This is a genomic window from Labrys methylaminiphilus subsp. lupini (assembly GCF_051161885.1).
GTDB lineage: Bacteria > Pseudomonadota > Alphaproteobacteria > Rhizobiales > Labraceae > Labrys.
This window is the reverse complement of the sequence record NZ_JBMDIH010000001.1, coordinates 1,434,633-1,448,728: the sequence shown is the minus strand read 5'-3', so window position 1 is coordinate 1,448,728 and position 14,096 is coordinate 1,434,633. Positions and strand designations below refer to the sequence as shown.

Sequence of the window (14,096 nt, the reverse complement as noted above, 5' to 3'; positions counted from 1 at the left end):
GCCGTACGGATCGAAACGCCGGGCCACGACCCATGCCCGGCGCCCAACGAAAATTATCGATCAGGCACAAAAGCAGTGCCCAGCGAAGCTGGCGCCACACCGCGCCGCCCCTTGCCGGCAGAGATCATCACCAGGACGATCACCGTGGCAAGATAGGGCAGGCCCGTCCAAAATTGCGGCGGCCAGACCAGCCAATGCGGCAGCGAACCGCCCAGCGCCTGCATGTGCAGATTGCCGATCCAGATGGCCCCGAAGAAATAGGCGCCCAGCAACAGCCGCCCGGGCCGCCAGGACGCGAAGACCACCAGGGCCAGCGCGATCCAGCCGCGGCCGGCCGTCATGCCCGTGCCCCAGAAAGGCGTGTCGGCCAAGGAAAGATAGGCCCCGCCGAGGCCCGCGCAGGCCCCGCCGAACAGCACGGCCCCGAAGCGGATCAGCCTGACGGGATAGCCCAGCGCATGTGCCGAAACATGGTTTTCACCGACGGCCCGCAGGATCAGGCCGCTGCGGCTGCGATAAAGGAACCACCAGACAGCGGCAACCAGCGCGATCGACAGATAGACCAGGGCATCCTGGCCGAAGAGGAGAGGCCCGATCACCGGGATATCGGTCAGGCCGGGAATGTCGAGCGACGGGATCTTGGCCCGGTTGAGCCCGACGAAGCTGGTGCCGAGGAGATCGGACAGGCCGAGGCCGAGAATGGTCAGAGCAAGGCCGGAGGCGACCTGGTTGGCGGCGAGCCCCAGGGTCATAAAGGCAAAGAGCGCCGCGAAGACCATTCCCGCCAGGACCGCCGCAAGAAAGCCGAGCAGCGCGCTGCCGGTCATGTAGGCGATGGCAAAGCCTGAGACCGTGCCCATGATCATCATGCCCTCGACCCCGAGATTGAGCACGCCGGAGCGCTCCACCACGAGTTCGCCGATGCCGGCCAGCACGAAGGGCGTCGAGGAGGTGATGATGGTGAGGATGATCGCTTCTGTGAGATTCATCAGGCCACCTTGACTGCGCCGCGCACGATGCGAATGCGGTAGAGGATGAGCGTGTCGCAGGCGAGCACGTAGAACAGCAGGAGGCCCTGGATGACGCTGGTGATGCCGATGGGCACCTTGAGCGAGATCTGGGCCGCTTCGCCACCGAGATAGGACAGCGCCAGCAACAGGCCTGATAACAGGATGCCCACCGGATTGAGCCGACCGAGAAAGGCGACGATGATGGCGGTAAAGCCATAGCCGCTGGCAAAGGGAAGTTGCAGCAATCCCATCGTCCCGTCGGCCACGCTGATGCCGGCCAGGCCGGCAAGGCCACCCGATACGGCAAAGACGAACAAGGTCATGCGCCGGGGCGAAAAACCCGCGAACAGGGCCGCGCGTGGTGCCTGCCCTAGAAGGCGGATCTCGAACCCTTTGAGGCCGCGCCACAGCAGCACGGCGGCGGCGGCCACCACCACCAGCGCGAAGATGGAATCGAGATGGATCGGGCTGCGCCGGAACAGGGCCGGCAGCGTATTGTCGAAATTGGCGGTCAGCGGGAAATTCAACCCGGCCGGATCGCGCCAGGGACCGCGCACGCAATAATCGAGGATCTTGTCCGCGATATAGACCAGCATCAGGCTGGTCAGGATTTCGTTGGTGTTGAAGCGCGTCTTCAGGATCGCCGGAATCAGGCCCCAGAGCGCACCGCCGACGATGCCGCCGATGAGGATGAGCGGCACGGCATAAAAGGGCGTCTGGCCCTGGAACAACAGGGCGACGCCCCCGCCCACCGTTGCGCCGATGATGTACTGGCCTTCCGCGCCGATATTCCAGTTGTTGGAGATGTAGCAGAGCGACAGGCCGACGGCGATGATCACCAAGGGGGTGGCGCGCACCACCAGTTCCTGAGCGGTACGCAGGCCGGTTAGCGGCTTGATGAAATAGACATAAAGCGCTTCGCCGGGCGCCTTGCCGTAGAGCGCAAAGATGATGGCGGCCGAGACCACCGTAAGCAGGATGGCGATGAGCGGCGAAACCAGGGCCATCGCCACAGAGCGTTCGGCCCGCTTTTCGAGTTCAAGCCGCATGATCGGCGCCCCCCATCAGCAGCCCAATCCGCTCGAGGGTCATGGTCGATACGGGCTCCGGCGCTGACAGCCGGCCATGATGGATGACCGCGATATGGTCGGCGACCTCGAAGATTTCGTCGAGATCCTGGCTGATCACCACCACCGCCGCACCGCGCCGCGACAGATCGATCAGGGCCTGCCGGATCAGGGCGGCGGCACCGGCATCCACGCCCCAGGTCGGCTGGTTCACCACCAGCACGCCGGGCTCGCGCAGCATCTCGCGGCCGACCACGAATTTCTGCAGGTTGCCGCCGGAAAGCGAGCCGGCCTCGGGATCCGGCTTGCCCTTGCGCACATCGAACGTGCCGGAAATCCTGACTGCCTCGGCCGAAGCCTTGCGCATGTCGACCATACCGTATGACACCAGCCCGCTGGCGGCATGGCCAGTCAGCAGCGCATTCTGCGACAGGGTCATGCGCGGCGCCGCCGCATGGCCGAGCCGCTCCTCCGGCACGAAGGCGGCACGCAATCGCCGACGCTCGGTGACGCCAAGCCCCCCCACCGGCTTGCCGTCGACGGCCACGGCCTCGGGCTCCACCGTCCGCTCGCCGGAGATGGCCGCGAAGAGTTCGCTCTGGCCATTGCCCGCCACGCCGGCAATGGCGAGAATCTCGCCGCCCCGGGCATTCAGCGTGAGATCCTTCAACGCAGTGCCATGCAGGTCTTCGGCCGGTAGATTCAGCCCCTTCAGCGCGAGACGTACGGGCCCGTCCCGATTGGCCAGGCGACCATGCTCGACCATGGCGACGTCAGCGCCCACCATCATGCGAGCAAGACTGGCGGCAGTTTCCCGGCGCGGATCGCAGGTCGCCACCAGCTTGCCATGACGCAGCACGGTCGCCGTTTGGCATAGGCGCTTCACCTCTTCCAGCCGGTGGGAGATATAGAGCACCGCCCTGCCCTCGCCGGTGATGCGTTCAAGGGTGAGGAAGAGCTGGTCGGCCTCCTGCGGTGTCAGCACCGAGGTCGGCTCATCGAGAATGAGGAGCTTGGGATTCTGCATCAGGCAGCGCACGATCTCGATGCGCTGTCTCTCCCCCACCGAGAGCGTATGCACCGGCCGGCGCGGCTCGAGCGGCAGCCCATAGGCGGCTGATACTGCCGCGATGCCCTCCTCGACATCCCGCAGTTTCGTACCCGGCGGCTGCGCCAGGGCGACATTCTCGGCCACGCTGAGATTGTCGAACAACGAGAAATGCTGGAACACCATGCCGATGCCCATCGCACGGGCAGCAGCCGGGCGCGGCAGCTGGATCGGCTCGCCTTGCCAGTAGAGCTGTCCCTCGTTCGGCTGCAGCAGGCCATAGAGAATCTTGACGAAGGTCGACTTGCCGGCGCCGTTCTCGCCCAACAAGGCGTGAATTTCATGCGGCATGATCTTGAGATCGATACCGTCATTCGCTCTCAGCGCACCGAAGATCTTGACGATACCCCTCGCTTCGATCAGGGGCGTGTGAGCGTCTGCCATTGCTGCCACATTCATGGACGTGCCCAATCCATAGGCGCAAATAGAGCAGATGCGAAGAGTTCAGGCATGGTGACGCAGCTTTTCCCCAACTCAGCGACGTACCAGGACCGAAGCGTTTTGCGATTGAGTGGAATCACCAAGAATCGCAAAGACGCATCGAAGCAGAGACGCTAGGGCAAACACGCGTTCAAGCGTGAACGCGCTTTGCTCTAGGCCTGCCGCCGGCCGTCTTTCAGGACCGGCATCTGGCTGCCGGCCTGACGGGGTAACTGCAAGATCTGGGCCACGACGGAAGCCGCTATGACTGCCGGCTCCTTGCCCTCGATGCCGGGCACCCCGATCGGGCAGATCATGCCCTCGATCAGGCGCTCTGTCAGGCCCGCTTGCCGCAATTGCGAGAGGAAGCGGGCTCGCTTGGTCTGGGAGCCGATCACACCGACATAGGCAAAGCGGTCCGCTGCCAAGGCCGTCGAAACGATGGCAAGATCGAGCGCATGGCTATGCGTCATGACGACGATGCGTGCACGATCGGGCGCGCCGGCCAGGATCCGCCCGGGCTCCGCATCGCGGCGGAGCACGACATTCTGAGGCACGTGGCTCGGGAAGGCATCGGGCCGAGCATCGCACCAGACCACATCGATCGGCAGAGGCGCCAACGCCAGGATCAACGCCCTACCGACATGGCCGGCTCCGAACAGATAGAGAGAAGGGTTGGCGGGCTCCAGTCTTTCGAGCAGGCGCCCATCCGGCAGAAAACGGCTGGCCGCTTCCGCGGGCAGCCCTTGCGCCTCGGCATCCGTAGCCGGGCGACGCATGAAACCGCCCCGGTCCTGCGGCATACCGATGAGGACATGTCCCCTATTGACCGATGGCGCCGCAAGTTCGCTCAGCCAGGCGAGATCGTCTCGTTCCAGGCGTTCCAGCATCAGGCCGACCCGGCCACCACAGCACTGGCCGAGATCAGGGCCCAGAGCCTTGTCCATGGAACGTAGACGGCGACCCTCCCCGGCGGAGAGGAGAGCCTGAGCTTCCGCCAGCACCTGCCATTCCAGGGTACCGCCCCCGACCGTGCCGGAAAAAGCCCCGTCCGCCCGCACGGCCATGCGCGTGCCCGCCTCGCGCGGGCTCGAGCCACGCGCGTCCATGATGGTGACGAGTACGGCGCGGCCGTCCCGCTCGACCATGGCTTTCAGCGTCGCGAAGATCCCCATCGCTCTGCCCGCACCCATGCCGGTTTAAGTACCAGCATGATAACGCTTTGGGGCGACCGCGCCAAAGTTCAATTCGGGGGCCGGTCTTCAGACCAGCCCGGACTCCTCCAGGGAGCGCGGTATTTCCTGGCTGGTCCGAGGACCAGCCTCCCGATTACAGTGCCTTGTCGAGCGCCTGCGTGAAATCGGCGATCAGGTCATCGGAGCTCTCGATGCCGGCCGAGAAGCGCAGCATGCCCTGGCGGATACCCATGCCCAGGCGCGCGTCTTCCTCGAAGCGCTGATGGGTGGTGGTCGAAGGATGGGTGATCAGGCTCTTGGTGTCGCCGAGATTGTTGGAGATGCGGGTGATCTTCAGCGCATTGGCAACCTTGAACGCCGCGCTCTTGCCGCCCTTCACCTCGAAGGTCACCAGCGTGCCGCCCGCCTTCATTTGGCGGCGTGCGAGTTCCACCTGCGGATGATCGTCGCGGAAGGGATAGATCACGCGCTCGACTGCCTTGTGGTTCCCCAGGGCATCGGCAACCTTTACCGCATTGGCGATCTGGCGTTCGACCCTGAGTTCCAGAGTCTCCAGGCCCTTGAGCATCACCCAGGCATTGAAAGGCGAGATCGAGGGACCGGTCTGGCGCAAATAGGTTTGGATGTGGTCGTTGATGAACTTCTCGGATGCCAGGATCACGCCGGCCAGACAGCGGCCCTGCCCGTCAATATGCTTGGTGGCCGAATAGACCACGCAATCGGCACCGAGTTCGAGCGGGCTCTGCAGCAGCGGCGTCGCGAAGACATTATCCACCACCAGCGTGGCGCCGGCGCTCTTGGCGATCTTGGCTATGGCGGCGATGTCGAGAATCTCGAGCGTGGGATTGGTCGGGCTTTCAAGGAAGAACACCTTCGTCTCCGGCCGCACCGCCGCCTGCCATTGGGCAAGCTCGGTGCCGTCGACCAGGGTGGAGGTGACGCCGAAGCGCGGCAGCAATTCCTCGATGACATAGCGGCATGAGCCGAACAGCGCCTTGGCGGCGACGACGTGGTCGCCGGTCTTGAGCTGGCCGATCAGGGTCGCGGTGACGGCGGCCATGCCCGAGGCGGTGGCGCGAGCTGCCTCGGCTCCCTCCAGTTCCGCCATGCGCTGCTCGAACATCGCCACGGTGGGATTGGAAAAGCGGCTATAGATGAAGCCGACATCCTCGCCCTTGAAGCGGGCCTCCGCCTGTTCGGCACTCTCGTAGACAAATCCCTGGGTGAGGAACAGCGCCTCCGACGTCTCCGCATATTGCGAGCGCAGCGTGCCGGCATGCACGAGCCGGGTGGCCGGGCGCAATTCCCGGGTGGAAGGTGCTGAAGTCAAAGGTTTGGTCATCTGCGGCAATCCCGATAGCCGCAAGTCGAGCGCCAGCGCTCTTTCCCACGGCCCTTTAGCGAGTTGTTTTACGTGGCTGCAAGCCGGCCGGCCCAAATCCACCACGACGAAGACTGTTGAGTAGCCCTACTCCCGGATGGCGTCAATGGATGGTTTCGTCTAGCAAGACCAGGAACCGCAATAAGCTGGCAGAAAAAAGCGAGAGCCATGCCCTCCCCGAACATCCCGCATTCCCCAGGCCTTCTGCACACTTTTGGCATCCTGCCCTCCCAGGCGATTGCTGGCCTGGTCGAGACGGGAGCCGTCCGCATCGAACAACCTCTGGCTTCGGATCAGATTCAGCCCGCCAGTCTCGATCTGCGCCTCGGCGCCAAGGCCTACCGCATGCGGGCGAGCTTCCTGCCGGGGCCGCGCAACACCGTGGCCGAGCGCATCAGGGACCTCGCCTTGCATGAGATCGACCTGACCAAGGGTGCCGTGCTGGAGACGGGCTGCGTCTATATCGTGCCCCTGCTCGAAAGCCTGCAAATGCCGGATGGCGTTCTCGCTTCCACCAATCCCAAGAGCTCGACCGGTCGCCTCGACGTCTTCACCCGTGTCATCACCGACCATGCCCGCGCCTTCGACCAGGTCGAGGCGGGTTATGACGGGCCGCTCTATGCTGAAATCGGACCGCGCACCTTCCCGGTGCTGGTGCGGACGGGATCGCGCCTGAGCCAGATCCGCTTCCGCCGTGGCGAAGCCCGCATCGACGATGCCTCCTTGCGCGAATTGCAGCGCCGCATGGGCCTGGTTTCGTCGCCCGACCCGGACATCGCCGGCGGTGTCGCCGTCTCCGTCGACCTCACCGGCTTCGGCGACGGTATCGTCGGCTACCGCGCCAAGCGCCACACCGCCGTTGTTGATGTCGACAAGCGGGCGGCCTGCGATCTGCTCGATTTCTGGGAGCCCATCCCTCATCGCGGCAAGAACGACATGATCCTCGACCCGGACGAGTTCTACATCCTGGCGTCCAAGGAAGCCGTGCATGTGCCACCGGAATTCGCGGCCGAAATGGTGCCGTTCGACCCGCTCGTGGGCGAGTTCCGCGTGCATTATGCCGGCTTCTTCGATCCCGGCTTCGGCTATTCGCCCGATGGCATGGAGGCGGCCAGGGCCGTGCTGGAAGTGCGCTCGCGCGAGGTGCCCTTCATCGTCGAGGACGGCCAGATCGTCGGGCGCCTGATCTATGAGCGCATGCTCGAACGCCCTCAGATCCTATACGGCTCCGGCCTCAATTCGAACTATCAGGGCCAGGCGCTGAAACTATCCAAGCATTTCAAATGAAGCTTTTCCTCTAGCTGGGGTCTCGCACCTTGAAGCAATTTGTCATCGCCGTTGCTGCTGGCGTTTCGGTTCTGACATTTCATGCCCCGCAAGCGCGGGCCATGGACTGCTTCGGTGGTTTCAGCTGCGAGGAAATCGGGGCGGCCGCATTCTCCTTCAAGGTGGTGCGTGACTGCCCTGCCCAATTTCAGATCCGCCCCAGTAAGAGGGACAAATTCGAGCGGGCGATGGTGGCGCTGCGCAATCGCCCCCTTGCCAATGTCACTGGTAATGAGGAATTCACCTCGACCCCACGACAATATGGTGCAGGTGTCTGCGAAGGAGCTGCACGAAAATTCAAGAATGGCTCGGTCGAATTCATCGAGCTGAAACCTCAGGCCAGACGCAAGTGAACCCAGGCGGGATGTTCTCGCCGGAGGTGTCGTAACGAGAAAGAGCGACCCGGCGGGCCGCCCTGTTGTTCGTTTGCGGATATGGTTGCGTCAGGCCGGCTTCGCCCGTCGCTCGAAGGAGACGACGAATTTGACGATCAGAAGGAAGGTGGCGGCCTCCACGGCGGCGACGATCCAAAGGCCCGTCGACATGGCGCCGGCATCCCTTAGATAGCCCATCAGGTAGGGCGCGCCGAAGCCTGCGAGATTGGCAACCGAGTTGATCAGGGCGATGCCGACGGCAGCCGCCGAGCCGGCAAGGAAATGGTTCGGCATCTGCCAGAACACCGGGATCGCCGACATGGTGCCGACCACCGCCAGGGCGAGCGCCCCTAGTGCAAGCGGCGCGCTGCCGGGTACGGCGAAACCGAGGATGGTGAGGCCGATCGCTCCGGCCAGAGCGGCCAGGCCGCAATGATAGCGCACTTCATTGGCACGGTCGGAATGGATGCCGTTGGAGATCATGCCGACGGCTCCGCAGGCATAGATCGCAGCCATGATCCAGCCCACCGTGGCCGGACTGGTGAAGCCGACCTCCCGTACGATGGTGGGACCGAAGAAGGTCAGCGCGGAATTGGCCATGATGATGCAGAAGAAGATGGCGATGAACTTCCACACGATCGGGTTCTTCAATGACTGCAGCACATTGTGCTCGCGATGGCCGAGCGCCTTGCGGTCGCGCTCGAGATCGCTGAGCAGCAGCCCGCGTTCATCCGCTGTCAGCCAATGGGCATGGTCGGGCTTGTCGGTCAGATAATAGAGGGTGGCAAGGCCCGCCAGGACCGAGGGGATGCCTTCCAGCAGGAACACCCACTGCCAGCCCGCCCAACCATTCGCGCCGCCGAGCTGGGTCATGATGGTGCCCGCCATCGGCCCGCCCACGACGCCCGCCAATGCCGAGGCCGACATGAACAGGCCAAAGGCCTTGGCGCGGCGCAGGGATGGGAACCAGTAGGTGAGGTAGAGAATGACGCCGGGATAGAAGCCGGCCTCGAACACGCCGAGCAGGAATCGTAGCGTGTAGAACTGCCAGGGCGTGGTGACGAACATCATCAGGATGCAGATGATGCCCCAACCGATGGTGATGCGGGCGAGGGTTCTCTTGGCGCCGATCCGTTCGAGCAGCATGTTGCTCGGAACTTCGAAGAAAAAGTAGCCCAGGAAGAACACGCCGGCGCCCAGGCCGTAGACCGTTTCGCTGAACTGCAGGTCCTGGAGCATGGTCAGCTTGGCAAAACCGACATTGACCCGGTCGATCCATGCCAGCACCCATAGGAACATCAGGAAAGGCAGCAGGCGCCAGGTCACTTTCTTGTAGAGTGCTTCCAGTTGCGGAGCAGCCGTATCCGTGAGTGCTCCTCCCGGCTCGGTCATCGCATTTGCGGTCATGGTTTTCTCCCTTATGTCTTTTTCATTGACCGGCCTCGCAACGGAGAGATGCAACCCGCCGTCTGCGTCATTGCGCAAGCCGCCTTCATGCCGGTAGCGGTGCGCTTGTCGGGTTCGTCCAGGGACGGAACCGCTTGTCACCCGGCACCTGCGGTGCAGGGTGAAGTCTGATCGTCAGGCCGCAGGCGCCACGGCCTGCCTGGCCTCGTGATGGAGCAAGGCATCCAGCCGGTAGCGGCTGATGAACGCGATCTGGCGCAGGGCCTCGCGGCACTCCTCGTCGCTGCGGCGCAGGAGCCGGTGGCGGAATTCCGCGAAGATGCCGAGCCTGGTGTAGTGACGCACGCATATGATGAACGGGAAGCCATGACGTGCGCGATATTTACCGTTCAGTTCGTCCATGGCCGCGACTTCAGAGGCAGAAAGCCGATCAAGCCCGGCCGTTCCCTGCTCTTCCACCGACTCGGCCGTCATCGTCCCCTGCTTGGCCTCGCGACCGGCAAGATCGGGATGGGCGTTCAGGAAGGCCGCAAGGCTCGCCTCATCCTGGCCGCGGACGACGGCCATCATCGCAGCATGCAGGCTATCCACGCTGTCGAACGGCCTGCGCTGCCAAACGGCTTCCGCCACCCAGCGGGAATTCTCGAAGACCGGCCCCAGCCGGGCGGTAAATGCCTCGCGGCTGGCCGTATTCAAGCTCGTCAGATCGATCAAGGCACCGCTCCACGGGATTTGTCGTTGTTCTCCGGCGGGATCGCTGAATTCCCGTGAGCAAAAGGATGCGCCTTGACACATATTAGGTCAATTTGATGAGATGAATGATCAATATTAGGAAAATCGAATAATAAGGGGTCAGCATCGATGAGGCGGACCTCTGACGCCCACCCTGAACAGGGGAGAGGATGAATGAAGAAAGATGCACTGGTGGATCTCAGTCTGCTTCGCGTCTTCTGCATCCTGATGAGCGAGCGCAGCGTCTCGCGCACGGCCGTGCGCCTGGAGATGTCGCAGCCGGCGGTCAGCCTCGCCCTAGGTCGGTTGCGGGAGCATTTCGGCGATCAACTGCTGATGCGCGGGCGCGGCGGGATGGTGCCGACGGACCGTGCCCTGACGATCCTGCCCCGCATCCAGGCCCTCTTGATGGATGCCGAAGCCCTGGCGGAGAACACTGCACCCTTCGACATATCGGCGAGCAATCACAGCTTCACGATCGCTTCCCCCGACTACCTGGCGCCCATCTTTCTGGGCGATGTCATCGCGGCCGCCCGGCGCGAGGCGCCGAATGTACGCCTCGTCATCCGGGCGCTGGGCCCCGATTTCGACTTCGAAAGTGCCCTGGCCAAGGGGGAGATCGATACCGTGATCGGCAACTGGCCATCGCCGCCCAATTATTTGCGCCGCTCGGTGCTGCTGGAAGACGAGGTCGTCTGTGTCATGGGCGCCCAGCATCGCCTGGCACATGGCCCGATCACCCAGGCCGACTATCTCTCCGCGGCCCATATCGTGCCGGTGTCCTACTCAGTCGCCCATCGCGGCCTGGTCGAAACCCATCTGAGCCGCCTGCGGCTTGTCCGCGAGCGGACGGTGGCGTTGTCCTATTTCGGCATGGCGCCCTATCTGCTGCTCGAATCCGATCTCATCTTCACGACCAGCCGCCATTTCGCACGGTATTTCACGGCTTTCCTCCCCCTGGCGATCCGCACCTCGCCGATCCGTTTCCCGGCGATGACCTTCTATCAATTGTGGCACGAGCGCTCGCATCATGCCCCGGCCCATCGCTGGCTGCGCGAACTCATGGCCCGCTCGCGCAGCAGCATCGATACCGCGCGCGCCGCCAGACCGGACTCCAAGGTCTAGAAGCTGTCTATCGGCCGCCGGATGTTTCGGTCGGCATCGAAGCATGCCGTGGCGGATTGGTGCATAATCACGCCAGAACGAGGATACCATGCCAGAAATCCCGGATTTTGCCGCCACTGCGTCGCTGATCGCCGATCCTGCTCGCGCGCTGATGCTGACCGCCCTGCTCGACGGCCGCGCTTTGCCGGCCGGTGAACTGGCCTATGCCGCACGGATTGCGCCTCAGACCGCAAGTTCGCACCTGGCCAAATTGCTGTCGGGTGGCCTCGTTGCCGTCGAGACGGAGGGGCGTCACCGCTATTATCGTCTGGCGGGCAGCCACGTCGCCGAAGCACTGGAGCACCTTTCCCTGCTCGGACCGGAGCAGCCGGTCCGGCGCAAGGCGATCAGCGGCAAGGCGCGCGAATTGCGCTACTGCCGGTGCTGCTACGACCATCTGGCGGGACAGGTCGGCGTCGCCGTGACTCAGGGCCTGGTCGAGCACGGCTACCTTGTCGCTACCGCCGACAAGCAGTTTCACGTCACGGCCAATGGGGCCGCCTGGTTCAGGTCGATAGGCCTCGATGTCGACGCTCTGAAACCCACCGCACGTGGGCTCGCCCGTCAATGTCTCGACTGGACCGAACGAAGCCATCATCTCGCCGGCCCTCTCGGCGTCAACCTGCTGAGCGTGATGTGCAGCCTGGGATGGCTGCGCCGAGCCAAGGAGTCGCGGGCGGTTCAGGTCACGCCCAAGGGCTGGGTCGAACTCAGGCGGCAACTCGGCATCGATCCCGTTTCGAGCCTGGCGGCATAGGGCCTCCCTGCATGGGGCCGGATAATATCCGCTTTCGGGTCGTGTGGTCAGGCCACCTAGCCACTTGAATGTTGAGCTGTCGGTGATAGGCTCGAAGCGAGCAGAATGACCGGCGAGACAGAACCATGCCGTTTCAGGCCGTGGCGTCGCAGAGATTGTTTCAGCAGATTGCCGAGCAGGTCGTCGGGCTCATCCGCTCGGGCGAATTGCCGCCTGGCACGCGCCTGCCCGCGGAGCGGGATCTGGCCAGGAAACTGGGCGTCAGCCGGCCTGTCGTACGCGAGGCGATGATCGCCCTGGAGATCTCCGGCTTCGTTGAAGTGAAGACCGGCACGGGCAGCTATGTTTGCAGCAACTCGTCCCGCTCCGGGGAACTCGGTGACGCCGGCCCGAGCGCCTTCGACCTCCTCGCCGCTCGCCGTATCATAGAAGGCGAGATTGCAGCCACCGCCGCTGCAGCGGCTGGGGACGGAGATATCGAGCACCTCGATCAAGCCCTGGCCTGGTACCGGCAGGAATATCTCAAGGGCGAAGACTCCTTCGAGGCCGATCGCGCCTTCCATTTGGGCATCGCGGAGGCAACCGGCAATCCGGTGCTCACCCGCACGATGGAGCTCCTGTGGGGGGACATGCGCGGGCGCATCTTCGACAGACTGGGCGAACTGACCAACAACTCCACCAAGCTGCGGACCAATATGGCCGACCACCAAGCCATCCGCGATGCCATCGCCGCAGGTGATGGCGACAAGGCGCGCCGGGCCATGCAGGCTCACATCGCCAATGTCGAAGCCTATTTTCTGATGGATGCCGCGGAAGACGGCCACACGATACGGACGGGGAACGCCACACGCGGCAAGACGCGCCGCTGATAATCAAAACGGGAGGATGTCATGACTGCTCGGATAACCCGCCGCCAGGCGCTCGGCGCCGGCATTGGTTTCGCAACGCTCGGCCTTGCGAGCGCCAGGGCGCAGACCTCCGCCCTGCCGAAATCGCCTGTCACGCTCAATGTCGTCGATGTTGCCGGCAACCTCGCCCTCACCCAGAAGGCCATCCAGAACTACGCCAAGGCCAAGCCGGAACTGGTATCGAAGATCAGCTTCACCAAGGCACCGGCACCGGACCTCCCCGGCAAGCTCAAGGCCCAGCAGGATGCTGGCCGGGTCGACATCGATCTCGTTCTCACCGGCACGGACGCGCTATCCGCCGGCCTGGATCAGAAGATCTGGGTGCCGCTACTGCCCGATCTCGCCTCGGCGTTGCCCAAGCTCGACGACATCCTGCTCGCGCCGGCCGCCCGGATGCAGGGGCTGGCAAATGGCGCCGGCGTCATCGTTTCCTACTATCCCTCCGGGCCATTGATCGAATATGCACCCGAGCGCGTTGCCAAGCCGCCAACCACGGCCGAAGAACTGCTCGCCTATGCCAAGGCCAATCCGAACCGCTTCATTTACGCTCGGCCAGCCAATTCGGGCCCGGGACGCACTTTCCTGATGGGGCTTCCCTATATTCTCGGCGACAAGGATCCGAAGGACCCCGTCAATGGCTGGGAGAAAACCTGGGCCTATCTGAAGGAGTTGGGCGAGACCGTCGAATATTATCCCACCGGCACGGGCGCGACGATGAAGGAGTTCGGCGAGGGCTCGCGCGATATGACCGTCTCCACCACTGGCTGGGACATCAATCCGCGCGTGCTCGGCGTGGTGCCCAAGAGCGCCGCGATCTCGACGCTGAAAGGCTTTCACTGGGTCACCGACGCCCATTACGCCTGCATTCCCAAGGGGCTCGCCCCCGAGAAGGTCGCGGTGCTGCTCGACCTGATCAGCTTCATGCTGACGCCTGAGCAGCAAGCCTATACCTACGACCAGGGCTATTTCTATCCGGGACCGGCGGTCAAGAACGTCACCCTCGCCATGGCACCGGAGGATAGCCAGGCTGCCATCGGCGAATTCGGCCGTCCGGAATATGAGAAGCTGATCGCCGAAATTCCCACCGAACTGCCGCTGGAGCCCGCCAAGATGGTGGTGGCATTCAACATGTGGGACAAGCAGATCGGCGCCGCCAAGACCAAATGACGCCCACTTTTGGGTATCGTCGGGAGACCGTTCCCCACCGGGTGGCGGCCTCCCTTTCCGGCATTCGCGGTAAAGCGGC

Annotated in this window: 13 protein-coding genes and 1 riboswitch; of the genes, 6 read left to right on the top strand and 7 right to left on the bottom strand. The window is 63.7% G+C overall.

Annotation, left to right across the window (positions count from 1 at the left end):
- Nucleotides 1-53 precede the first annotated feature (53 nt).
- From ACN6KF_RS06680 to ACN6KF_RS06660, 5 genes are all read right to left on the bottom strand, one after another.
- On the bottom strand, nt 54-989 hold the full coding sequence (locus ACN6KF_RS06680; protein ID WP_434956088.1) for an ABC transporter permease: 936 nt from the start codon (nt 987-989) through the stop codon (nt 54-56).
- Nucleotides 989-2,059: an ABC transporter permease gene (locus tag ACN6KF_RS06675; protein WP_434956087.1), complete on the bottom strand. Its 1,071-nt coding sequence runs from the start codon at nt 2,057-2,059 to the stop codon at nt 989-991. The genes ACN6KF_RS06680 and ACN6KF_RS06675 overlap by 1 nt, the downstream gene beginning before the upstream one ends.
- Nucleotides 2,049-3,584: an ABC transporter ATP-binding protein gene (locus ACN6KF_RS06670; protein ID WP_434956086.1), complete on the bottom strand. Its 1,536-nt coding sequence runs from the start codon at nt 3,582-3,584 to the stop codon at nt 2,049-2,051. Before ACN6KF_RS06670 ends, ACN6KF_RS06675 begins: the two co-directional genes overlap by 11 nt.
- Before the next feature lie 194 nt (nt 3,585-3,778).
- A complete protein-coding gene (gene xdhC / locus ACN6KF_RS06665; protein ID WP_434956085.1) occupies nt 3,779-4,780 on the bottom strand; it encodes a xanthine dehydrogenase accessory protein XdhC in 1,002 nt (333 codons plus the stop codon).
- 154 nt (nt 4,781-4,934) lie between these two features.
- The gene (locus tag ACN6KF_RS06660; protein WP_434956084.1) at nt 4,935-6,143 is read right to left on the bottom strand and encodes an O-succinylhomoserine sulfhydrylase; all 1,209 of its coding nucleotides are present in this window, start codon (nt 6,141-6,143) and stop codon (nt 4,935-4,937) included.
- A gap of 35 nt (nt 6,144-6,178) precedes the next feature.
- Nucleotides 6,179-6,258, bottom strand: a riboswitch (SAM riboswitch).
- A gap of 92 nt (nt 6,259-6,350) precedes the next feature.
- Here ACN6KF_RS06660 and ACN6KF_RS06655 point away from each other — a divergent pair.
- Together ACN6KF_RS06655 and ACN6KF_RS06650 are read left to right on the top strand one after the other, a co-directional pair.
- The gene (locus ACN6KF_RS06655) at nt 6,351-7,469 is read left to right on the top strand and encodes a 2'-deoxycytidine 5'-triphosphate deaminase (RefSeq protein WP_434956083.1); all 1,119 of its coding nucleotides are present in this window, start codon (nt 6,351-6,353) and stop codon (nt 7,467-7,469) included.
- Between the two features lie 29 nt (nt 7,470-7,498).
- Entirely contained in the window at nt 7,499-7,861 is a 363-nt protein-coding gene (locus ACN6KF_RS06650; RefSeq protein ID WP_434956082.1) for a hypothetical protein, read from the top strand.
- Nucleotides 7,862-7,951: 90 nt separating this feature from the next.
- Here the strand turns inward: ACN6KF_RS06650 and ACN6KF_RS06645 are convergent, their stop codons facing one another.
- Both ACN6KF_RS06645 and uraD read right to left on the bottom strand, forming a co-directional pair.
- Nucleotides 7,952-9,289, bottom strand: coding sequence for an MFS transporter (locus ACN6KF_RS06645; RefSeq protein WP_434956081.1), 1,338 nt, complete (start codon nt 9,287-9,289; stop codon nt 7,952-7,954).
- A gap of 174 nt (nt 9,290-9,463) precedes the next feature.
- Complete coding sequence (gene uraD / locus ACN6KF_RS06640) at nt 9,464-10,003, bottom strand: 2-oxo-4-hydroxy-4-carboxy-5-ureidoimidazoline decarboxylase (protein WP_434956080.1); 540 nt, start codon at nt 10,001-10,003, stop codon at nt 9,464-9,466.
- Nucleotides 10,004-10,195: 192 nt separating this feature from the next.
- Between uraD and ACN6KF_RS06635 the strand changes: the two genes are divergently transcribed.
- The 4 genes from ACN6KF_RS06635 to ACN6KF_RS06620 all read left to right on the top strand — a co-directional run bounded on the left by ACN6KF_RS06635 (nt 10,196) and on the right by ACN6KF_RS06620 (nt 14,017).
- Complete coding sequence (locus ACN6KF_RS06635; RefSeq protein ID WP_434956079.1) at nt 10,196-11,146, top strand: LysR family transcriptional regulator; 951 nt, start codon at nt 10,196-10,198, stop codon at nt 11,144-11,146.
- 88 nt (nt 11,147-11,234) lie between these two features.
- Entirely contained in the window at nt 11,235-11,942 is a 708-nt protein-coding gene (locus ACN6KF_RS06630) for an ArsR/SmtB family transcription factor (protein WP_434956078.1), read from the top strand.
- Between the two features lie 125 nt (nt 11,943-12,067).
- Nucleotides 12,068-12,811: a FadR/GntR family transcriptional regulator gene (locus ACN6KF_RS06625; protein WP_434956077.1), complete on the top strand. Its 744-nt coding sequence runs from the start codon at nt 12,068-12,070 to the stop codon at nt 12,809-12,811.
- Between the two features lie 21 nt (nt 12,812-12,832).
- Complete coding sequence (locus tag ACN6KF_RS06620) at nt 12,833-14,017, top strand: ABC transporter substrate-binding protein (protein WP_434956076.1); 1,185 nt, start codon at nt 12,833-12,835, stop codon at nt 14,015-14,017.
- Nucleotides 14,018-14,096: the final 79 nt, after the last annotated feature.